Genomic DNA, 21,000 nt, shown 5'->3' with positions numbered 1-21,000 from the left:
TGATTTGGATTAAGCTTGGGCATCTCAAAAATGGAACACTGCCCATGTTCGACCTCAACGAACTCTTCCTCTACGCCAAGGTGGTCGAACACGGCGGGTTTGCGGCGGCGGGTCGAGCGTTGAACCTGCCCAAATCGACCTTGAGCCGCAGGATCAGCCAGCTTGAAGCCAGGCTGGGGGCACGGCTGATACAGCGTTCGACGCGCCAATTCCAGGTGACCGATATCGGCCATGCCTATTACCGCCATTGCGTGGCGATGATTGCCGAAGCCGAGTCAGCGGAAGATGTGATTGCCTTCAACAAATCAGAGCCGCGGGGCGTGATCCGCCTGAGCTGCACCACCGCATTGCTCAACTACTGGGTGGCGCCGATGCTCGCCCAATTCATGGCGCAATGCGCCAGCGTCGAACTGAACGTGAAGAGCTTCAACCGCAAGGTCGACATCATCAGCGAAGGCTATGACATGGCCTTGAACCTGTGTTTCCCACCGCTGGAAAGCAGTGAGCTGGTCATGAAGGTACTGGCTAAAAGTCCTCAGGTACTGGTGGCGAGCGCGACTTTTTTGCAGGACGCTCCCCTGCCCTCGCTACCGGCTGACCTTGCCGGGCTGGCGACTATCCATTGGGGCAACCCGTTGCTTCAATACCTGTGGGACCTGACCGGGCCGGACGGCGCGACGGCCCAGGTCGCGCACACGCCGCGCCTGGTCAGTGATGACATGTCGACCCTGAAAAATGCAGCACTGGCGGGCGTGGGCATCGCCAACCTGCCCCAAGTCGTCGTGAAAGACGAGTTGGCCGATGGCCGCCTGATTGCCGTATTGCCTGAATGGCAACCCGCTGAAGGCGTGATCACCGCCGTGTTCCCCTCCAGGCGCGGGCTGATGCCGTCGGTGCGGTCCTTGATCGACTTTCTGGGCGATGCGTTCGAGGCGCCGTGATCTTAACTAGCCGCCGTTGCATGAACCAAAGCTAGGCCGGCTACATCATAGACCACACTGTCATATTCAAATGCCAGGTAAAATTGAGCCTGGATGGTATCTTTGTCACCGTCCTTGAATCTTTTTATATTCAATTTCCCACTGTCCGCCTTGATGAGCGACGGTAAAGCAAAAGTAGCATTAACACCTGCCTCATCCCTGCTTACGTCATGCTCGCCATCTTTTATAGGTGGCGGCATCTTGAAGGTGAGCAGCTCAAATCGCCCCGTCTCCTCTTCATTAAGGCTCCCACGAAGAATAAGAACGCCATCGTCCGACTCATAATAGCGGAACTCTAATGCCCTCCAAAATTCCTCTACCATAGGAAAGGGAGGAGCAAACATGAAGTTAAAATAATCAGCGCCGACCTTTGAATTCTTCGCTGCGCCAGAAGACTCGCTGGGTTTAGTGTTATTCATGGCTCAATTCCTTGAACTGATTGATTAATCTACGCTCGGCATTTCGAGAGCCCTCCGGGCATGAATATCAGCCTACGCAAACGCCATTAATCAAACTACTGTCAGACTTCTCAGTTGACATCTGTGCCATGTGATGCGCATTAGCTTCTGGCCGAATCAGCGACACCACTGCCCATCGATACCTACTCGGGCTGCATCCATGCATTCGCTGCAACAGTCTTTTGTCATCAATCACATTGATAGCTCCCTAACAAAAGCCCCATGCTAGAGGGCTGACTCCGCGCTTATATCATTCCGAATGATAGTTACCTTTGCTTCATTCGATTCGTGACCTAGCACCTCCCCGCGCATGATCCGCCCATCTCAAATACATTGGCGGATGCACCTCATGGAACAGTCACTCAAACTTTTGCGCTTCCCCTTGGCGATCTTGGCCGTGGTGGTGATCAGCGCGTGCGGCAAGTCTCCCGAACAAGCGGCCGCCATGCCCCCAGCCAAGGTCAGCGTGGCCAAGGTGCTGGAACAACCGGTCAACGAGTGGGACGAGTTCACCGGGCGCCTTGAAGCGCCGGAAACCGTGCAGATTCGTCCGCGGGTGTCCGGCCAGATTGACCAGGTGGCGTTCACCGAAGGCGCGCTGGTGAAGAAAGGCGACCTGCTGTTCCAGATCGACCCTCGCCCATTCCAGGCCGAAGTGCGCCGCCTCGAAGCCCAGCTTGCGCAGACTAAAGCCGCCGCCACTCGCAGTGAAAACGAAGCGCAACGTGGCGAGCGCCTGCGCCAGAGCAATGCGATCTCTGCCGAACTGGCCGACTCGCGCACCACCGCCGCCCAGGAAGCCCGCGCCGCGATGGCCGGGATCCAGGCGCAGTTGGACCTGGCCAAGCTGAACCTGAGTTTTACGCGCGTGACCTCGCCCATCAGTGGCCGCGTCAGCCGTGCCGAAATCACCGCCGGCAACCTGGTGACCGCCGATACCACCGCGCTGACCAGCGTGGTCTCCACCGACAAGGTTTACGCCTACTTCGACGCCGATGAGCGTGTATTCCTCAAGTACACCGAACTGGCCCGTGAAGGCCGGCGTGGCGCCACCACCCCGGTGTATCTGGGCCTGTCCAACGAAACCGGCAACCCGCACCTGGGCCAGATGAACTTCGTCGACAACCAGGTCAACCCGGCCACCGGCACCATCCGTGGCCGCGCGGTGTTCGACAACAGCAAGGGCGAATACACCCCTGGCCTGTATGCGCGTTTGAAGCTGGTCGGCAGCGGCACCTATTCGGCGGTGTTGATCAACGACGAAGCCGTCGGTACTGACCTGGGCAAAAAATTCGTGCTGGTGATGGACGGCGACAAGCCGGCTTATCGCGCGGTGGAACTGGGGCCGAAAATCGAAGGCTTGCGCATCGTGCGCAGCGGCCTGACCAAGGATGACACCGTGATCGTCAAGGGCCTGCAGCGTGTTCGCCCAGGCTCGCCAGTGGCGCCAGAAACCATCCCGATGGCCAGCAAGGAAACCCTCGCCGCCTTGGCCCAACAACGACAAGCGCTTGAAGCCAGCAACCTGGAGCAAGTAGCGCCGCAAACCGCAGCGCCCAAGCTCGCCAGCGCTGCGACTCCACGCGGTTAAGGGATACCTAAGATGAATTTTTCCAAGTTCTTCATTTCACGGCCGATCTTCGCAGCGGTGCTGTCGCTGTTGATCCTGATTGCCGGTGCAATCTCGCTGTTCCAACTGCCGATCAGCGAATACCCGGAAGTGGTACCGCCGACCGTGGTGGTGCGCGCCAACTTCCCGGGCGCCAACCCCAAAGTCATCGGTGAAACCGTGGCCGCGCCGTTGGAGCAAGCCATCACTGGCGTTGAGAACATGCTGTACATGTCCTCGCAATCCACCGCCGACGGCAAGCTGACCCTGACCATCACCTTCGCCCTGGGCACCGACCTGGACAACGCGCAGGTGCAGGTGCAAAACCGTGTGACGCGTACCCAGCCCAAGCTGCCGGAGGAAGTGACACGCATCGGTATTACCGTGGACAAGGCCTCCCCCGACCTGACCATGGTGGTGCACTTGACCTCCCCGGATCAGCGTTATGACATGCTGTACCTGTCCAACTACGCGATCCTCAATATCAAGGATGAACTGGCCCGCCTGGGCGGCGTCGGTGACGTGCAGTTGTTCGGCATGGGCGACTACTCCCTGCGCGTCTGGCTGGACCCGAACAAAACCGCTTCGCGCAACCTGACCGCCACCGATGTGGTCACGGCGATCCGCGAGCAGAACCGCCAGGTGGCAGCCGGTGCCCTGGGCGCACAGCCTGCGCCGAGTGACACCAGCTTCCAGTTGTCGGTCAATACCCAGGGCCGCCTGGTCACTGAAGAAGAGTTCGAGAACATCGTGATTCGCGCCGGCGCCGACGGTGAAATCACGCGCCTCAAGGACATCGCCAGGGTCGAACTGGGCTCCAGCCAATACGCGCTGCGCTCGCTGATCGATAACCAGCCGGCCGTTGCGATTCCGATTTTCCAGCGTCCCGGCTCCAATGCCATCGACATCTCCAACGATGTGCGCAGCAAGATGGCCGAGCTGAAAAAGAGCTTTCCGGCGGGCATGGATTATCGCATCGCCTATGACCCGACCATCTTTGTACGCGGCTCCATCGAAGCGGTGGTGCATACCCTGTTTGAAGCACTGATCCTTGTGGTGCTGGTGGTGATCCTGTTCCTGCAGACCTGGCGCGCCTCGATCATCCCGTTGGTGGCGGTGCCGGTTTCATTGATCGGTACCTTTGCGGTGATGCACCTGTTCGGGTTCTCACTCAATGCCCTGTCATTGTTTGGCCTGGTGCTGGCGATCGGTATTGTGGTGGACGACGCCATCGTGGTGGTGGAAAACGTCGAGCGTAATATCGAGTTGGGGCTTGAGCCGTTCCCGGCGACCGAAAAAGCCATGAGTGAAGTGACCGGCCCCATCATCGCCACGGCGCTGGTGCTGTGTGCGGTGTTCATTCCGGCCGCCTTTATCAGTGGCTTGACCGGGCAGTTCTACAAGCAGTTCGCCTTGACCATCGCGATCTCAACCGTGATCTCGGCGTTCAACTCCCTGACCCTGTCCCCTGCCCTGGCCGCTGTGCTGCTGCGCGGCCACGACGCGCCAAAGGACCGTTTCTCCAAGTTCCTCGACAAGGTCTTCGGGGGCTGGCTGTTCCGTCCCTTCAACCGCTTTTTCGAAAAGGCCAGCCATGGCTATGTAGGCACCGTGCGCCGAGTGATTCGCGGCAGCGGTATCGCCTTGTTCGTCTACGCAGGTTTGATGGTGCTGACGTTCTTCGGGTTTGCCCACACGCCGACCGGTTTCGTACCGGCCCAGGACAAGCAATACCTGGTGGCCTTCGCCCAACTGCCCGACGCCGCAAGCCTGGACCGCACCGAAAACGTGATGAAGCGCATGTCGGAGATCGCCCTGAAACAACCCGGCGTGGAAGCTGCGATTGCCTTCCCGGGCCTGTCGATCAACGGGTTCACCAACAGCCCGAACAGCGGCATCGTGTTCGTGACCTTGAAGCCGTTCGATGAGCGTAAAGACCCGAGCATGTCCGCCGGTGCGATTGCTGGTGCACTGAACGGCCAATACGCCAATATCGAAGAGGCCTACATGGCGATCTTCCCGCCGCCGCCGGTACAAGGCCTGGGCACCATCGGGGGCTTCCGCCTGCAGATCGAAGACCGTGGCAACCTCGGCTATGACGAGCTGTATAAAGAAGTGCAGAACGTGATCGCCAAGAGCCACGGCGTGCCTGAACTGTTCGGCCTGTTCACCAGCTACACGGTGAACGTGCCGCAAGTGGACGCGGCCATCGACCGCGAAAAGGCCAAGACTCACGGCGTGGCGATCAGCGACATCTTCGACACCCTGCAGGTCTACCTGGGTTCGTTGTATGCCAACGACTTCAACCGTTTCGGGCGTACCTATCAGGTCAACGTGCAGGCCGAGCAGCAGTTCCGCCAGGACTCCGACCAGATCGGCCAATTGAAAGTGCGCAATAACAGAGGCGAGATGATCCCGCTGGCGACCTTTATCAAGGTCAGCGACACCTCGGGCCCGGACCGTGTGATGCACTACAACGGCTTCATCACCGCCGAAATCAACGGCAACGCCGCGCCGGGCTACAGCTCTGGCCAGGCCCAGGCCGCGATTGAAAAGCTGCTCAAAGATGAACTGCCCAACGGCATGACCTACGAGTGGACCGACCTGACCTATCAGCAAATCCTCTCGGGCAATACCGCGCTGTTCGTATTCCCGCTCTGCGTACTGCTGGCGTTCCTGGTGCTCGCCGCCCAATACGAAAGCTGGAGCCTGCCGCTGGCGGTGATCCTGATCGTACCGATGACACTGCTGTCGGCCATTACCGGGGTGATCATCTCGGGCGGCGACAACAACATCTTCACCCAGATCGGCCTGATCGTACTGGTGGGCCTGGCGTGCAAGAACGCGATTCTGATCGTCGAGTTCGCCAAGGATAAACAGCAGGAAGGCCTCGACCCGCTCGCCGCAGTACTGGAAGCCTGCCGCCTGCGTCTGCGGCCGATCCTGATGACCTCGTTCGCGTTCATCATGGGTGTGGTGCCGTTGGTGCTCTCCAGCGGTGCCGGCGCCGAGATGCGCCATGCCATGGGCGTGGCGGTGTTCTCCGGGATGATCGGTGTGACCTTCTTCGGTCTGTTGCTGACACCAGTGTTCTACGTACTGATCCGTCGCTATGTCGAGCGCAGTGAAGCGCGCAAAGCGGCCAAGGCCTTGAAGCTGGAGACACAGCAATGAGTGTGAAAGTATTCCTGCCGAGCCTGTTGGTGCTGGCGCTCGCCGCCTGTGCCGTAGGCCCGGACTACAAGACCCAGCCACTGGAGGCGGCCAATATCACGGCCGCCGCCGACAGCAAAAGCTACGACCATGCCAAGTACGAAGGCATCTGGTGGCAGCAGTTCGAAGACCCCACGCTCAACCAGCTGGTAACCCAGTCGCTGAGCGGCAACCGTGATTTGCGCGTAGCCTTTGCCCGCCTGCGGGCGGCACGGGCTATCCGTGATGACGCGGCCAACGACATCATGCCGGTGGTCACCTCTCGCGCCAGCAGCGATGTGGGCAAGGGCCAGATTCCCGGGCAGACCACCAAGCGTGTCAACAGCGAGCGCTACGACCTGGGCCTGGACATGGCCTGGGAAGTGGATTTATTCGGGCGCATCCGCCGCAACCTGGAAGCCAGCGACGCCGACCAACAGGTGGCCGAAGCCGACCTGTACCAACTGCAAGTCACCATGATTGCCGAACTGGTGGATGCCTACGGTCAACTGCGTGGAGCGCAACTGCGTGAACGCATTGCCCTGGACAACCTGAAGAACCAGCAGGAATCGCGCACCATCACCGTCAGCCTGCGTGATGCCGGCGTCGGTGATCAGCTCGACGTGGAACGTGCCGACGCGCGCCTGGCAGCAGTTGAAGCCAGCGTGCCGCAACTGCAGGCCGAACAAGTGCGCGAGCGCAACCGCATCGCCACCCTCCTCGGCCAGCGCCCCGACAAACTGAGCGTGGACCTGAGCCCGAAAGACCTGCCAGCGATTGCCAAGGCGTTGCCGATTGGCGACCCGGGGCAACTGCTGCAACGACGCCCGGACATCCTCAGCGCCGAACGCAAACTGGCCGCCGCCACCGCACGTATCGGCGTGGCCAAGGCCGACCTGTTCCCACGGGTGAGCCTCAGCGGTTTCCTCGGGTTCACCGCCGGGCGCGGTTCGCAGATCGGCTCCGCCGCGGCGAATGCTTGGTCCCTGGGCCCGAGCATCACGTGGGCCGCGTTTGACCTGGGCAGCGTGCGTGCGCGTCTGCGTGGCGCGAATGCCGAAGCCGATGGCGCGTTGGCGACCTATGAACAGCAAGTGTTGCTGGCATTGGAAGAGTCCGAGAACGCCTTCAGCGATTACGGCAAGCGCCAGCAACGCCTGGTCTCGCTGATCCGCCAAAGCGAATCCAGCCGCGCCGCCGCCGACCTCGCGGCGATCCGCTATCGCGAAGGCACCGTGGACTTCCTGGTACTGCTCGACGCCCAGCGCGAACGCCTGGCCGCCGAAGACGCCCAGGCCCAGGCCGAAGTGGATCTGTATCGCGGCATCGTGGCGATCTACAAGGCCTTGGGTGGTGGCTGGCAGCCGGATACGGTGGTCGCCAGCAACCGGTGAGGTAAAGAGCTCCTTTGGTTGGTCGCATCCAGCCAATTTTTAGCCCTGCGGTCCATTCGGTCGCGGGGCTTTTTTTCGTGTGGGATTTAGCTGGCCTCACCCAGAATCAGGCTACGGTAATGCCCCGGATTCGATCCCACCCACTTACGAAAGGCCTTGTAGAACGAACTCGCATCGGCAAACCCCAGCCGCGTGGCGATCTCGGCAAAACTGATCTGCGGCTCGGCCAACCACACAATCGCCAGTTCCTTGCGCACGCTGTCCTTGAGGCCCTGATAGGTCTGCCCCTCTTCCGCCAAGCGACGGCGTAGTGTGGACGCAGAAATACACAACCTGGCGGCAAGCCCCTCGGTTTCCGGCCAGGTGTCGGGGGGCATCTGCCGCAAGTCGTGCTTGATGCGCGTGGCGAGGCTTTCCGGGTCGCGGTATTTCACCAGGATGTTAGCCGGTGCATGAGCCAGGAAACGTTGGAGCTCCTGCGGGCTGCGCTTGATCGGCAGGTCCAGGCAGTCGGCAGAAAAAATCATGCGGGTGCGTGGCCGATCAAAGCGCAGGTTGTCAGAAAACATCACCTGATAATCGTCACAGAAGTCCGGCTGCGCGCAACGCAACTCGATGGCGAGGATCGGAATGCGCCGCCCTGCCAGCCAGCAGGCGACGCCGTGGACGATCATCCAATAGGTGAAGTAGGTAAACGCACGCTTGGGTTCATGCTCAGGTTCGAGCAGGACGATCTCCGCCAGACTCTGTTGACGCACCAGCTGGGCTGGCATGTGCTCCAGCATCAACGACAGAAACCCCAGGCCGGTTTCCAGGCCCGCTGCCAGGCTGGGTTGCGCCACGGCGGCGCGACACAGGAACGCCAAGCTGCCGGACTTGAGCTTGCGCGGGTCCATGCCAAAAAACTCATCGTCCCTGCGCCGCGCCAGCAAGCGCCACAGGCGTGCATAGGCCGTGGCCGCCACGCGAGCGTCGGGCTGCTCAAGCAACGCCGGATCAATCCCGACTTTGCTCAATGCCTCAACGGTGGCCGCTCCCGGCGCGCAACTCTGCAACAGCGCTTCGCGCACGAGGTGGATGGAGATGGTGTCTTTTTCCGACATGGGGCGTTGAGCTATCCGGCTGCGGTCTGATTGCCCCGCATCATAAAGGCGGTTGCGCTTCGCCACCACTGTTCAGCCCACGTTCAGCAAAGGTCAATATTTCTTGTTTAGCAATGAGTATCATTATGTTACAACTTAGCTCCCTAACTAGTTGCGCCCGGGTGCCCGATGCTCGTTCCTTTTTTAATCATGCTGCGCGAAGGCATTGAAGCGGCATTGATCGTTGGCATTATCGCCAGTTACCTGCAACAGACCGGGCGTGGCCAGTGGATGCCTGCAGTGTGGATCGGCGTGTTCCTGGCGGCCGCGCTGGCGCTGCTGGTGGGCGGCGGCCTGGAATTGGTCAGTGCGGAGTTCCCGCAAAAGCAGCAGGAATTGTTTGAAGGTGTCGTCGGCCTGGTCGCCGTGGGTATTCTCAGTTCCATGGTGTTCTGGATGCGCAAAGTGGCGCGCTCGATTAAACACTCGCTGCATGAATCTCTCGACCATGCGTTGGCCGGCTCCAGGCACCAGGTGTTTGCCCTGATCGCCATGGTGTTTTTTGCCGTGGCCCGCGAAGGACTGGAGACGGTGTTCTTCCTGTTGGCGGTGTTTCAGCAGAGTGAAGGCCCAGGCGCTCCGATAGGCGCCCTGCTCGGCCTGGTCCTGGCCATTGTCGTCGGCTTGCTGATTTATTCCGGCAGCATGCGCCTGAACCTCGGTGCATTTTTCCGCTGGACTGGCCTGTTCATCCTGGTGGTTGCGGCCGGCATTCTCGCCAACTCGGTGCAGGCCCTGCACGAGGCCGGCGTGTGGAACCACTGGCAGACCGTGCTGTTCGATTTCAGCGCTGCATTACCCATGGACAGCCCGCTCGGCTCGGTACTGGCCGGCATGTTCGGTTACCAGGAGGCGCCGACCGTCAGCACCCTGGGCGCCTATCTGATTTACCTGGTGGTGGCCCTGGTGATGTTCTTCCTGCCCTCGGCCCCTACCCAGCCCGTTGCCAATACCTCTTCCGTTTCCAGCCAGTAAGGACCGTCTCTTGTCCAACCCAACCCCTCAATCGGCCCCGCCATCCCGCGCCTTGCGCTGGGGCGTGGCCGGCTCGGTGGTGGTGATGATCGCCGCCGGTGGCCTGTTCTACTACGCCTCGCAATTGGCCGCGACCAAGCGCCAGACCAACCACAATGAAATCGCGGTCACGATTCACAGTCACGCCTGCGAGCCCAACGCTCTCACCGTGCCGGCCGGGCGCGCAAGCTTTCGTATCATCAACCGCTCCGACCGTGCGGTGGAGTGGGAAATCCTCGACGGCGTGCTGGTGGTCGAAGAACGGGAGAATATTGCCCCGGGCCTGAGCCAGGTGATCAATGCCAACCTGTTGCCCGGTGACTACGCCATTACCTGTGGCCTGTTGAGCAACCCGCGCGGCACCTTGCATGTCACGCCCACGGCAGAGTCTGACGCCCAGGCCAAGGCCAAGCCGTCGATGGTGGCCTTTATTGGCCCGTTGTCGGAGTTTCGCGTGTACCTGAGCGGCCAAGGCGGTGCACTGGTCAAGGCCGTGACGGCGCTGCAACAGGCCATCGCCGCCGGTGATCTGGCCCAGGCGCAGGCCATGTATGTGCCGGCCCGTGAGGCGTATCAGCGCCTGGCGCCGGCGTCCCAGCGCCTGGCCGAATTGGATAACGCGATCAACGCCCGCGCCGATTACTTTGAAAAGCGCGAGCAAGACCCCGCCTTCAGCGGCTTCCATCGCCTGGAATACAGCCTGTTCCAGCAACACAGCCTTGATGGCCTGGCGCCGGTCGCCCAACGCCTGGTTACCGACGTCACCACGCTCAAGCAACAGTTACTGGCCCAGTCCCTGCCACCAGAGCAACTGGTGAGCATTGTGGTACGCAACCTCGACAGCCTGGCAGACGTTCGCGCGGCGAGCGGTGAAGAGGAACGCTACAGCCACATCGACTTGAACGGCTTTGCCGCCAATCTTGAGGTGGCCCGCAAAGTGGTCGACCTGATGCGCCCGTTACTGGGCAAGTCCGCCGCCGACCTGTTGCCCGCTATCGACAGCGCGCTCAACGCCTTCGACACCGAACTCGACGGGCTCAAGGTGAACGACCGCTACCCAACCTACGACAAGGTTACAGCCGATCAGCGCAAGCAGATCGCCGATAAGGCCAAGGCACTGGCCGTTGCACTCGATGGAATCGACCCCGCCCTTGGCCTTTCCGGCCTGCAGTGAAGACGACCGCACACATGAGTGATACAGAACAGTTTGACCTCCAACGTCGCCGCGTCCTGTTGGGCATGGCGGCCACCGGCGCTGCGATTGCCGGCAGCAGCCTGAGCTGCCCGGCGATGGCGGCAGCGGCCGAGCAAGTCACCACGGCCCCGCGTAGCGACAAGACCCAGGACCACCAAGCGTTTTTCGGCAAGCACCAAAGCGGCATCGTCACCCCGCGCCCGGCCTGCGGCATGGTCGTGGCGTTCGATGTACTGGCCAGCGACCGCGAAGACCTGGAACGCCTGTTCCGCACCCTCAACGAGCGCATCGCGTTCCTGATGACCGGCGGCACCGTGCCCCAGGTCGACCCGAAATTGCCGCCTACCGATTCCGGCATCCTTGGCCCGGTGGTCACGCCGGATAACCTGACCATTACCGTATCGGTCGGCGAGTCGTTGTTCGACGAACGCTTCGGCCTCGCGGCGGCCAAACCCAAGCGCCTGAGCCGCATGGTCGGTTTTCCCAACGATGCGCTGGAACCGGCGCAGTGCCACGGCGACCTGAGCCTGCAGTTCAGCTCCAACACGCCAGACACCAATATCCACGCGCTGCGCGACATCGTCAAAAACCTGCCCGACCTGCTGCTGGTGCGCTGGAAGCAAGAAGGCAGCGTGCCGCCCCAGGCACCGACCAAACCCGGTGAGCCGGCGCAGAGTGCGCGCAATTTCCTGGGCTTTCGCGATGGCTCGGCCAACCCCGACTCCAACGATGACAAGGCCATGGACCAGATCGTCTGGGTACAGCCCACCAGCGACGAACCGGCCTGGGCCGCCCATGGCAGTTACCAGGCCGTGCGCATCATCCGTAACTTTGTCGAGCGCTGGGATCGCACCCCGTTGCAAGAACAGGAAAGCATCATCGGCCGCGTCAAACCCACCGGCGCGCCCATGGACGGCCAGCATGAAACCCAGGTCCCGGACTACAGCAAGGACCCTGAAGGCAAGTTGACCAAGCTCGATGCCCACATCCGCCTGGCCAACCCGCGCACCCCGCAGGCCCAGGCCAACCTGATCCTGCGGCGGCCGTTCAACTACTCCAACGGCGTCAACAAAAATGGTCAACTGGACATGGGCTTGTTGTTCATCTGCTACCAGGCTGACCTGGAGAAAGGCTTTATCAGCGTGCAAACCCGGCTCAACGGCGAGCCGCTGGAGGAGTACCTCAAGCCCGTGGGTGGCGGGTATTTCTTCACCTTGCCAGGGGTCACCGGCCCCAAGGATTTCATCGGGCGCACGCTGCTCGCGGCAACGCACTCTCAAACTCCTGCCAAGACCTAAAACACACCAGAGCGGAATGTCTCCCATGAAGAAGTCGTCTATTGCGTTGTTGTTACTCAGCCTTTCGCCACTGGCAAGCTTCGCCGCTACTGCGCCGTTGGACCTGGTGGGCCCGGTGTCGGATTACAAAATCTACGTCACCGAAGAAATCGGCGAACTGGTCACCCAGACCCAGGCGTTCACCGACGCTATCAATAAAGGCGACCTGGCCACGGCCAAGAAACTCTATGCGCCAACCCGCGTGCACTATGAGTCCATTGAGCCGATCGCCGAGCTGTTCAGCGACCTCGACGCGTCCATCGATTCGCGTGTCGACGACCATGAAAAAGGCGTGACGGCCGAAGACTTCACGGGCTTTCACCGGATCGAATACGCGCTGTTCTCGCAGAACTCGACCCAGGGCCTGCAAGCACTGACGGCCAAGCTCAACGCGGACGTGAATGACCTCAAGACCCGCGTCGACGGCCTGACCTTCCCGCCGGAAAAAGTCGTCGGTGGTGCCGCTGCGTTGCTTGAAGAAGTCGCGGCCACCAAGATCTCCGGTGAAGAAGACCGCTACAGCCACACCGACCTGTACGACTTCCAGGGCAACATCGACGGCGCGAAGAAAATCGTTGACCTGTTCCGTGGCCAGATCGGGCAGCAGGACCAGGCCTTCCTGGCAAAAGTCGACAAGAACTTTGCCAGCGTCGACAAGATCCTGGCCAAGTACAAAACCAAGGACGGCGGCTTCGAGACCTATGACAAGGTCAAGGACAACGACCGCAAGGCCCTGGTCGGCCCGGTCAACACCTTGGCCGAAGACCTCTCGACCCTGCGCGGCAAGCTGGGTTTGAACTAACTGCCGCGCACAAAAAAACACCCAGTCCCTGTCGAGGGGCCTGGGTGTTTTTTTGCCGGCACGTTGCTCAGTTAGAGAATGCGGTACAGCAAGCGCTCGATCCGCACCCGGCTGACACGCCGCAGGAACTTGCCGACAGCGGGCGGGTAATCCACCAGCGTCTGCAATTGCTGGTAACCCTGGATACGCGTGGTGTGTTGGAAAATATTCGCAAGCTCGGCGCTTCGCGGCCCCAGCCATTGGCCTTGAGGGTCGTCGATCAGCAAGCCGTTTTCCAGGTCGAGGCGAAACGCCCGCGGGTTGAGGTTGTTGCCGGTGAGCAAGGTGTAGCGCTCATCCACCCACATGCCCTTGAGGTGATAGGTGTTATCGCCGTCGCGCCATAGGTGCAGGTTCAACTGGCCGCTGTTGATCATCGGCTGGTGCCGTTTGGCAAAGCGCCGCAGGCTGATCTCGTACAGGTACGGCAACGCCGCAATCACCTTGAAGGGTTCAGTGGGCGGAATATAGAAGTCGTTGGCGGTCTTGTCGCCCACCACGATGTCGATCTTCACACCGCGTGCCAGGGCACGGTTGATCTCGCGGGTCACCGGCAATGGCAGGTTGAAATACGGCGTGCAGATGGTCAGTTGCTGCTGGGCGCTGGCGATGAGTTCGAGGATCACCCGGCTCAACGGGTTGTTCTTGCCGACGCCCAGCAAGGGGCTGACCGACAGATGGCCATTGGGCAACTGCCCGGCTGTGGTGTCGTAGGTCGCATGCTTGAGACGGCTGCGCAGGTCGCCGATGTCGTTGCGCAGGCTGCGAGTGGTGGGCGGGTTTGGCAGGTCCAGGCGATGCACTGCCTTGGACGCCACCAGGCCGTGTTCCACCAGGTGCTGCATCGAATCGGCCAAGGGTTGGCTATGGATCAGGTGATAACGGTCGAAGCGGTATTTGTCGAACTTGTGCAGGTACACATTGTTCAGGCTGGCGCCGCTGTACAGCACGCTGTCATCGATCACGAAACCCTTGAGGTGCAACACGCCGAACAGCTCGCGGGTTTGCACCGGCACGCCGTACACCGGTACTTCGCTGGCGTGGCGCTGGGTCATGGCCTGGTACCAGGCGCTGTTGCCCGGTTGCTTGCCTGCGCCGATCAGCCCGCGCTGGGCGCGCAGCCAATCCACCATCACCACGATGTCCAGTTCGGGCCGTGCGGCCTTGGCGGCGTGTAGCGCGTCGTAGATTTCCTGCCCCGCCTCGTCCTGCTGCAAGTACAAGGCAACGATGTAGATACGCCGCGTGGCCTGGGCGATTTTCTCCAGCAGGCAGCGACGATAGGCATCGGCGCTGGGCAGCACCTCAAGGGCCTCGTTGGACAACGGAAAACCGCGCAGCTTGGGCAACAGGGAGCGTTTGAAGAACGACGGCATAGGGCTCGCAATGGGTCGAATCCGAAGAGGCCCAAAGCTTACACCATGAGGCTGCTCAGGTCTCGCAACGGGCAATCGAAAAAGACTGTTGACCATGAAGAACGATCGTTCTACTGTACTCGACATGAACGATATAACCCAGAATGAAACCCGCGACATTATTCTCGACGTCACCGAGAAGTTGATCTATCGCCACGGCATCGCTGCCACCGGTATGGACTTACTGGTAAAAACCGCTGGCGTGTCGAGAAAAAGTATCTATCGCTACTTCGCCAACAAAGATGAGTTGGTGGTGGCCGCCTTGCAACGCCGCGACGAGCGCTGGATGCAATGGCTGCGCAGCGAAGTGGAACGCAGCGACGACAGCGGCGAACGCCTGCTGGGGCTGTTCAGCGCGCTCAAGCGCTGGTTCGGCTCGGCAGACTTTCGCGGTTGCGCCTTTATCAACACCAGCGGTGAAACCGGCGATGCCCAAAACCCGGTGCGCCTGCTGGCCAAGGCCCATAAACGCAAACTGTTCGAGTACGCACTTGAACTGTGCCAAGCACATGGCACCCCCGACCCGGAGCAGCAGGCCGCGCAACTGCTGATCCTGATCGATGGCGCCATTACCGTTGCCCTGGTCATGGGTGATTCAACAGCTGCCGATAATGCGCAATGCATGGCGCGGACCTTACTGCAACTTTGAACCCACAGCCCAGGCAACTTTCGACCCAACCTTTATTGCATTGAGGAGTCGCCCATGTCAGCCCAAGAAGAAGTCCGCCCGCCCCTGCCGCCGTTTACCCGCACCTCTGCCATCGAAAAAGTCCGCCTGGCCGAAGATGGCTGGAACTCCCGCGACCCGCAACGTGTATCCCTGGCCTACACCCTGGACACGAACTGGCGTAACCGCGCCGAATTTGCCCATAACCGCGAAGAAGCCAAGCAGTTCCTGACCCGCAAATGGGTCAAGGAGCTGGATTATCGTCTGATCAAGGAATTGTGGGCCTTTACTGATAACCGCATCGCCGTGCGCTATGCCTATGAATGGCACGATGATTCGGGTAACTGGTTTCGCTCGTACGGCAACGAAAACTGGGAGTTCGACGAGAACGGCTTGATGGCCAACCGCTTTGCCTGCATCAACGATATGCCAATCAAGGAGAGCGAGCGCAAGTTCCATTGGCCGCTGGGGCGGCGCCCAGATGCGCATCCCGGCCTGTCAGAGCTGGGGCTATAACCCCGACTCTGCAGACCGAATGAGATCCAATGTGGGAGCTGGCTTGCCTGCGAAAGCGGTCGTGCAGTAACAGATTCAGCGCCTGACACACCGCCTTCGCAGGCAAGCCAGCTCCCACACTTGGATCGCGGGGCATCAATTGGATTTGCGTCTGCTGCCAGCCCCCTCCCACACGTTTAGTCCTGATTCAGCCCAACGCGATACAACACACCATCATCCTCATCGGTCAGCACATACAGAAAGCCATCCGGCCCCTGTCGCACATCGCGGATCCGCGCTTTCAATTCGCCCAACAAGCGTTCCTCGTGGACCACTTTGTCACCCTCGAACTGCAACCGAATCAGCTCCTGACTCACCAGCGCACCGACAAACAGGTTGTGCTGCCATGCCTTGAACCGGTCGCCGTCATAGAACGCCATGCCACTGACACCCGGCGACTTCTCCCACACATGGTGGGGCGCCACTGTGCCCTCTGCCGTTTTGCCCTTGGCTTCGGGAATCGGCAGCAGGGAATAGTTGATGCCATGGGTTGCCAACGGCCAGCCGTAGTTCTTGCCGCGCTCGATGATATTGACTTCATCACCGCCACGGGGCCCGTGTTCATTTTCCCAGATCGTGCCGCTCCAGGGATTCAAGGCCAGCCCTTGCGGGTTACGCTGCCCATAGGACCAGATCTCGGGACGCACGCCGGGTTGACCGACGAAAGGGTTGTCATCCGGCACGCGCCCATCCGGGTAGATGCGCACCACTTTGCCTTGCAACTTGTCCAAATCCTGGGCCGTGGGGCGGTCGTTGTTCTCCCCAAGAGTCACGAACAGGTAGCCATCACGGTCGAAGGCCAGGCGCGAGCCGAAGTGGTTGCCGGTAGACAGCTTGGGCTCCTGGCGCAGGATCACCTTGAAGTCCTCCAAGCCGCTCAAGTCAGCGGCCAAGCGACCACGCCCTACGGCTGTGCCGGCCTTGCCACCCTCGCCACCGCCTTCGGCGTACGACAGGTACACCAGGCGGTCCTGCTTGAAGTCTGGCGACAGCACCACATCCAGCAACCCGCCCTGCCCTTTGGCCCATACCTGCGGCACGCCCTTCAAGGGCGCAGACAGCTTGCCGTCCGGGCTGACAAACCGCAGGTGCCCAGGTAACTCGGTCACCAGGAAACCTTGCTGGTCCGGCAAAAACGCCAGCGCCCATGGATGGTCCAGGCCCTTGGCGACCGGCGTGGCGGTGATGCTGCCTTGCTCAGTGGGGAACTGTTGGCTATCGACGGCATACGCCGCGCTCAACGGCAGCAACGCGGTGGCGCACAGGGCGGCTAGCAGGGTTTTACGTACAAACATAAGGCGAAATCCTCAGCGGCGATTGCCGTTGGCATCATAGGTGGGCGCTTTGGGTGCGGTGGCCGGGCGGCTGGGGGCCGCCTCCTGCTTGGGGTAGCGGTTGCCGATGCCACCGTTTTCCAGCGTTGGCCGCGGGTTGGCCGGGACGGGCTGGATACTGCGAACAGCCGGTGCATTGGGCTGGGTGCCCTGCATGCTATTGGGGTTGGCCCGGTGAATAGGGCCGTGGTCGCTACGCCCCGGCAGGTTTTGCGCCTGGGCCAATGGCGCAAGGGCCAGGCCCAGCGCCAGTGCTGCGAGATGACGTACACAACGGTTCATGGCCAAACCTCTCTATGCCAAGTACTACGTGCTTTCGATAACACGCTACGCCGCGGGTTCGCGTTGTGACACTAAATAGTTTCTCATCAGGTGTAACACGATCTGTCCGAGCATCTATCCGCCGAAACTTTTGCCCTGCCCTGTGAGTCACCAGCACACAGGCTCTTCGTTGAGGAATCACATCTATGCCACGGGCAATCTGGAAAGGCGCCATCAGTTTCGGCTTGGTTCACATCCCGGTATCGCTGGTCTCGGCGACCTCTTCACAAGGCGTCGACTTTGACTGGCTGGACAAGCGCAGCATGGACCCGGTGGGCTATAAGCGCATCAACAAAACCACCGGCAAGGAAGTCACCAAGGAAAATATCGTCAAGGGCGTGGCCTTTGAAAAAGGACGCTACGTGGTGCTCAGCGAAGACGAAATTCGCTCGGCCCACCCCAAGTCCACCCAGACCATCGAAATCATCGCCTTCGTCGCCAGCGACCAGATCCCCCTGCAAAACATCGACACGCCCTACTTCCTCGCTCCGGATAAACGCGGCGGCAAGGTCTATGCACTGCTGCGCGAAGCGCTGAAAAAAACCGGCAAGGTGGCCCTGGCCAATGTGGTACTGCACACCAAGCAACACCTGGCCGCGTTGATGCCGCTGGAATCGGCTCTGGTGCTGGTCATGCTGCGCTGGCCCGCTGAAGTGCGCAGCCTGGATGAGTTGGAACTGGGCAGCGATGTGACAAAGCCGACCCTGGCCAAAGGTGAGTTGGACATGGCCAAGCGCCTGGTGGAAGACATGAGCGCCGATTGGCAGCCCGATGAATACCGTGACAGCTTCCAGGACAAGATCAGGGCGCTGGTGGCGAAGAAGGCCAAGGCCGGCAAGATCGAAGATGTGGAAACGGTCGAAGGCGGCGAAGAGCGAAAATCCGCGGATGTCATCGACCTGACCGAACTGCTCAAACGCAGCCTGGCGGGTAAACCTGCGGCGAAAAAAAGCACCGCGAAAAAGTCCAATAACAAGGCCTCTTGAGCCTGCCATTGACGGGAGAATGACATGGCAAAGCCCCTGAGTGAGTACAATCGCAAGCGCGATTTCAAGATCACCGCCGAACCCGCCGGCAGCTCACCCGCCAGCAAACGCAACGTCTCGGCCCTCAGCTTCGTGATTCAAAAGCACGATGCGCGCAACCTGCACTACGACTTTCGCCTGGAACTCGATGGCGTGCTGCTGAGCTGGGCGGTGCCCAAGGGCCCAAGCCTGGACCCGAGCCAGAAACGCCTGGCGGTGCATGTTGAAGACCACCCACTGAGCTATGGCAGTTTCGAGGGCAGCATTCCCGCCGGCCAATACGGTGCGGGGGATGTGATCGTATGGGACCGAGGCATTTGGCAGCCCCACGATGACCCGCGCAAAGCCTACGCGGCGGGCAAGCTCAAATTCACCCTGGTCGGTGAAAAACTCTCCGGTGACTGGGCGCTGGTACGCACCCGGCTCAAGGGCAGCGGCGACAAGGAGCAATGGCTGTTGATCAAGGAAAACGATCAGCAGGCGCGCCCGGCCTCTGAGTTCGATATCGTCCAGGCCGAGCCCGCCAGCGTGCTCAGCGATGCGGTGGTGGGTAAGCCAAAGGCCAAGGCCAAGGCCAAACCCAAGGCCGCGCCAAAAGCCAAAACGCCCAAGCGCATCGCTGCCCTGCCGGATGAGTTTGCCCCCCAATTGGCAACCTTGGTGGACCGGGCGCCCGAAGGTGATTGGCGCTACGAGATCAAGTTCGACGGCTACCGCATCATGGCGCGCATTCGCGACGGCGAAGTGCGCCTGTTCACCCGTAACGGCCACGACTGGACCGAACGCCTGCCACGTCAGTGCAAAGCCTTGCAAGCCCTCAAGCTCAAGGACAGTTGGCTGGATGGCGAAGTGGTCAGCCTCAATGGCGACGGGCTGCCGGATTTCCAGGCGCTGCAAAACGCGTTCGATATCGGCCGCAGCCTGGACATTGTCTATTACCTGTTCGACGCACCGTTTTTGAACGGTCGCGACCAGCGTGAAGACCCGGTCGAAGAGCGTCGGGCTGCGCTTAAATCTGCGCTGTCCGCCAGCCGAAGCAAACTGCTGCGATTCTCCGAAGCCTTTGCCGCCAGCCAGCGCGATATTTTCGAGAGCGCCTGTGACCTGGCGCTAGAAGGCGTGATCGGCAAGCGCGCCGGCAGCCCCTACGTGTCGCGGCGCAGTGCCGACTGGATCAAGCTCAAATGCCGCCTGCGCCAAGAGTTCGTGATTGTCGGCTACACCCGCCCCCAAGGTTCGCGCAGCGGCTTTGGGGCGCTGCTGTTGGCGGTCAACGATGACACCGGCCTGGTATATGCCGGGCGGGTGGGCACGGGCTTTGATCAAGCGGCGCTGAAAAGTATCTATGCCAAGCTCACCCCGCTTGAGCGCAAGGACTCGCCCCTGCAAAAACCATTGACCAGTGCCCAGGCCCGTGGCGTGCATTGGGTTGAGCCGAGCCTGGTCGGCGAGGTGCAATTTGCCGAATGGACCCGCGAAGGCGTGGTGCGCCAAGCCGCGTTTGTGGGCCTGCGCACCGACAAGCCAGCCTCGCAGATCATTCATGAACAGCCGCGCGCGGCCAAGTCGGTCAAGGCACCCGAAACGTCGAAAGCCGGTAAAGCGCAGGCAACGGTGAAGAGCGTGAAAATCACTCACCCCGAGCGCATTATCGACAAGCACAGCAGCACGCAAAAACAGCAGCTCGCGCAGTTCTACACCGATATCAGCGAATGGATCCTGCCCTTCCTGCGCGCACGTGCCGTGTCATTGCTGCGGGCGCCTGAAGGGATCGAAGGTGAGCAGTTCTTCCAGAAGCACTCAGAGCGTATGGCCATCCCCCACATCAAGCAATTGGACCAGGCGCTGGACCCAGGCCATGCGCGCCTGATGGAAATAGACAGCGTGGAGGCCCTGGTCGGCGCGGTGCAAATGGGTACCGTCGAATTTCACACCTGGGGCGCCACTGCAGACAAGATTGAAACGCCTGACCTGTTTGTTCTCGATCTCGACCCGGACCCGGCCCTGCCCTGGAAAGCCATGCTGGAAGCGGCCCAACTGACCCTGTCGGTACTCGATGAGCTGGGCTTGCAAGCTTTCGTCAAAACCAGCGGCGGCAAGGGCCTGCACTTGATCGTGCCGTTGGCCCGGCGCGACGGCTGGGACACCGTGAAGGCGTTCGCCAAAGCCATTGCCCAATTCATGACCCGGCAACTGCCCGAACGCTTTACCGCCACCAGTGGCCCCAAGAACCGCGTCGGCAAGATATTTATCGATTACCTGCGCAACGCCCGTGGCGCCAGTACCGTAGCGGCGTATTCCGTGCGGGCCCGCCCGGGCCTGCCAGTGTCGGTGCCGGTGAGTCGAGAGGAGTTGAAAGGATTACGCGGCGCCCAACAGTGGACAGTGGCGAACCTGCATCAGCGGCTGCAAACGTTGAAGGATGACCCCTGGGCGGGGTATGCCAATCGACAGAAGATCAGCAAAAAGATGTGGGACAAGCTGGGCGCGCAACCCCCTGGGTGATCCGCGCCTTGAGCCA

Annotated in this window: 17 protein-coding genes; 12 read left to right on the top strand and 5 right to left on the bottom strand. The window is 60.9% G+C overall.

Features of this window, described 5'->3' with window-relative positions:
- Positions 1 to 44 precede the first annotated feature (44 nt).
- Positions 45 to 941 carry a LysR substrate-binding domain-containing protein gene (locus AB9N64_RS02630; protein ID WP_371359945.1) on the top strand — a complete coding sequence of 299 codons (897 nt, stop codon included), beginning with the start codon at positions 45 to 47 and terminating at the stop codon, positions 939 to 941.
- Between the two features lie 2 nt (positions 942 to 943).
- Here AB9N64_RS02630 and AB9N64_RS02625 read toward each other — a convergent pair whose 3' ends face one another.
- Positions 944 to 1,399, bottom strand: coding sequence for a hypothetical protein (locus AB9N64_RS02625; RefSeq protein WP_019820112.1), 456 nt, complete (start codon positions 1,397 to 1,399; stop codon positions 944 to 946).
- A gap of 388 nt (positions 1,400 to 1,787) precedes the next feature.
- On the opposite strand from AB9N64_RS02625, the gene mexE reads away from it, so the two are divergent.
- Genes mexE through AB9N64_RS02610 form a run of 3 tightly spaced genes read left to right on the top strand, consistent with a single transcriptional unit; the run spans position 1,788 to position 7,633 of the window.
- Positions 1,788 to 3,029: a multidrug efflux RND transporter periplasmic adaptor subunit MexE gene (gene mexE, locus AB9N64_RS02620; RefSeq protein WP_371359944.1), complete on the top strand. Its 1,242-nt coding sequence runs from the start codon at positions 1,788 to 1,790 to the stop codon at positions 3,027 to 3,029.
- A 12-nt stretch (positions 3,030 to 3,041) separates the two neighbouring features.
- Positions 3,042 to 6,221 carry an efflux RND transporter permease subunit gene (locus tag AB9N64_RS02615; RefSeq protein WP_371359943.1) on the top strand — a complete coding sequence of 1,060 codons (3,180 nt, stop codon included), beginning with the start codon at positions 3,042 to 3,044 and terminating at the stop codon, positions 6,219 to 6,221.
- On the top strand, positions 6,218 to 7,633 hold the full coding sequence (locus AB9N64_RS02610) for an efflux transporter outer membrane subunit (RefSeq protein ID WP_014718375.1): 1,416 nt from the start codon (positions 6,218 to 6,220) through the stop codon (positions 7,631 to 7,633). Before AB9N64_RS02615 ends, AB9N64_RS02610 begins: the two co-directional genes overlap by 4 nt.
- A gap of 86 nt (positions 7,634 to 7,719) precedes the next feature.
- On the opposite strand, the gene AB9N64_RS02605 is transcribed toward AB9N64_RS02610, so the two are convergent.
- Entirely contained in the window at positions 7,720 to 8,736 is a 1,017-nt protein-coding gene (locus AB9N64_RS02605) for an AraC family transcriptional regulator (RefSeq protein WP_014718374.1), read from the bottom strand.
- Between the two features lie 168 nt (positions 8,737 to 8,904).
- Between AB9N64_RS02605 and efeU the strand changes: the two genes are divergently transcribed.
- From efeU to efeO (AB9N64_RS02585), 4 genes are read left to right on the top strand one after another with little or no spacing between them, the layout of a single operon-like run.
- Positions 8,905 to 9,750 (top strand): iron uptake transporter permease EfeU, encoded by an 846-nt coding sequence (gene efeU, locus AB9N64_RS02600; protein WP_014718373.1) that lies wholly within the window; start codon positions 8,905 to 8,907, stop codon positions 9,748 to 9,750.
- A 10-nt stretch (positions 9,751 to 9,760) separates the two neighbouring features.
- Entirely contained in the window at positions 9,761 to 10,963 is a 1,203-nt protein-coding gene (gene efeO / locus AB9N64_RS02595) for an iron uptake system protein EfeO (RefSeq protein ID WP_014718372.1), read from the top strand.
- A 14-nt stretch (positions 10,964 to 10,977) separates the two neighbouring features.
- Positions 10,978 to 12,282 carry an iron uptake transporter deferrochelatase/peroxidase subunit gene (gene efeB, locus AB9N64_RS02590; protein WP_371359942.1) on the top strand — a complete coding sequence of 435 codons (1,305 nt, stop codon included), beginning with the start codon at positions 10,978 to 10,980 and terminating at the stop codon, positions 12,280 to 12,282.
- 25 nt (positions 12,283 to 12,307) lie between these two features.
- The gene (gene efeO / locus AB9N64_RS02585) at positions 12,308 to 13,123 is read left to right on the top strand and encodes an iron uptake system protein EfeO (protein ID WP_014718370.1); all 816 of its coding nucleotides are present in this window, start codon (positions 12,308 to 12,310) and stop codon (positions 13,121 to 13,123) included.
- A gap of 71 nt (positions 13,124 to 13,194) precedes the next feature.
- Here the strand turns inward: efeO (AB9N64_RS02585) and pssA are convergent, their stop codons facing one another.
- Complete coding sequence (gene pssA / locus AB9N64_RS02580; protein WP_060766465.1) at positions 13,195 to 14,538, bottom strand: CDP-diacylglycerol--serine O-phosphatidyltransferase; 1,344 nt, start codon at positions 14,536 to 14,538, stop codon at positions 13,195 to 13,197.
- Between the two features lie 124 nt (positions 14,539 to 14,662).
- Here pssA and AB9N64_RS02575 point away from each other — a divergent pair, with 124 nt between their 5' ends.
- Positions 14,663 to 15,226, top strand: a complete 564-nt coding sequence (locus AB9N64_RS02575) for a TetR/AcrR family transcriptional regulator (RefSeq protein ID WP_014718368.1) — start codon at positions 14,663 to 14,665, stop codon at positions 15,224 to 15,226.
- Positions 15,227 to 15,280: 54 nt separating this feature from the next.
- Positions 15,281 to 15,760: a nuclear transport factor 2 family protein gene (locus AB9N64_RS02570; RefSeq protein WP_058410505.1), complete on the top strand. Its 480-nt coding sequence runs from the start codon at positions 15,281 to 15,283 to the stop codon at positions 15,758 to 15,760.
- A gap of 176 nt (positions 15,761 to 15,936) precedes the next feature.
- On the opposite strand, the gene AB9N64_RS02565 is transcribed toward AB9N64_RS02570, so the two are convergent.
- On the bottom strand, positions 15,937 to 17,094 hold the full coding sequence (locus AB9N64_RS02565; RefSeq protein ID WP_014718366.1) for a PQQ-dependent sugar dehydrogenase: 1,158 nt from the start codon (positions 17,092 to 17,094) through the stop codon (positions 15,937 to 15,939).
- A gap of 12 nt (positions 17,095 to 17,106) precedes the next feature.
- Positions 17,107 to 17,415 (bottom strand): hypothetical protein, encoded by a 309-nt coding sequence (locus AB9N64_RS02560; protein ID WP_014718365.1) that lies wholly within the window; start codon positions 17,413 to 17,415, stop codon positions 17,107 to 17,109.
- A 185-nt stretch (positions 17,416 to 17,600) separates the two neighbouring features.
- Here AB9N64_RS02560 and AB9N64_RS02555 point away from each other — a divergent pair, with 185 nt between their 5' ends.
- Together AB9N64_RS02555 and ligD are read left to right on the top strand one after the other, a co-directional pair.
- The gene (locus AB9N64_RS02555; RefSeq protein ID WP_014718364.1) at positions 17,601 to 18,440 is read left to right on the top strand and encodes a Ku protein; all 840 of its coding nucleotides are present in this window, start codon (positions 17,601 to 17,603) and stop codon (positions 18,438 to 18,440) included.
- 24 nt (positions 18,441 to 18,464) lie between these two features.
- A complete protein-coding gene (gene ligD / locus AB9N64_RS02550; RefSeq protein ID WP_371359941.1) occupies positions 18,465 to 20,984 on the top strand; it encodes a DNA ligase D in 2,520 nt (839 codons plus the stop codon).
- Positions 20,985 to 21,000: the final 16 nt, after the last annotated feature.

The sequence above is a fragment of the Pseudomonas sp. KT_2_4 genome, assembly GCF_041410225.1.
Taxonomy (GTDB): Bacteria; Pseudomonadota; Gammaproteobacteria; order Pseudomonadales; family Pseudomonadaceae; genus Aquipseudomonas; species Aquipseudomonas paracarnis.
Note: the sequence above shows the minus strand (reverse complement) of the source record. Positions and strands in the feature narration are given on the sequence as shown.

Coding starts and splice junctions, on each gene's coding strand:
- AB9N64_RS02630 (WP_371359945.1), top strand. CDS start 45: ATGTTCGACCTCAACGAACTCTTCCTCTACGCCAAGGTGGTCGAACAC.
- AB9N64_RS02625 (WP_019820112.1), bottom strand. CDS start 1,399: ATGAATAACACTAAACCCAGCGAGTCTTCTGGCGCAGCGAAGAATTCA.
- mexE (WP_371359944.1), top strand. CDS start 1,788: ATGGAACAGTCACTCAAACTTTTGCGCTTCCCCTTGGCGATCTTGGCC.
- AB9N64_RS02615 (WP_371359943.1), top strand. CDS start 3,042: ATGAATTTTTCCAAGTTCTTCATTTCACGGCCGATCTTCGCAGCGGTG.
- AB9N64_RS02610 (WP_014718375.1), top strand. CDS start 6,218: ATGAGTGTGAAAGTATTCCTGCCGAGCCTGTTGGTGCTGGCGCTCGCC.
- AB9N64_RS02605 (WP_014718374.1), bottom strand. CDS start 8,736: ATGTCGGAAAAAGACACCATCTCCATCCACCTCGTGCGCGAAGCGCTG.
- efeU (WP_014718373.1), top strand. CDS start 8,905: ATGCTCGTTCCTTTTTTAATCATGCTGCGCGAAGGCATTGAAGCGGCA.
- efeB (WP_371359942.1), top strand. CDS start 10,978: ATGAGTGATACAGAACAGTTTGACCTCCAACGTCGCCGCGTCCTGTTG.
- efeO (WP_014718370.1), top strand. CDS start 12,308: ATGAAGAAGTCGTCTATTGCGTTGTTGTTACTCAGCCTTTCGCCACTG.
- pssA (WP_060766465.1), bottom strand. CDS start 14,538: ATGCCGTCGTTCTTCAAACGCTCCCTGTTGCCCAAGCTGCGCGGTTTT.
- AB9N64_RS02575 (WP_014718368.1), top strand. CDS start 14,663: ATGAACGATATAACCCAGAATGAAACCCGCGACATTATTCTCGACGTC.
- AB9N64_RS02570 (WP_058410505.1), top strand. CDS start 15,281: ATGTCAGCCCAAGAAGAAGTCCGCCCGCCCCTGCCGCCGTTTACCCGC.
- AB9N64_RS02565 (WP_014718366.1), bottom strand. CDS start 17,094: ATGTTTGTACGTAAAACCCTGCTAGCCGCCCTGTGCGCCACCGCGTTG.
- AB9N64_RS02560 (WP_014718365.1), bottom strand. CDS start 17,415: ATGAACCGTTGTGTACGTCATCTCGCAGCACTGGCGCTGGGCCTGGCC.
- AB9N64_RS02555 (WP_014718364.1), top strand. CDS start 17,601: ATGCCACGGGCAATCTGGAAAGGCGCCATCAGTTTCGGCTTGGTTCAC.
- ligD (WP_371359941.1), top strand. CDS start 18,465: ATGGCAAAGCCCCTGAGTGAGTACAATCGCAAGCGCGATTTCAAGATC.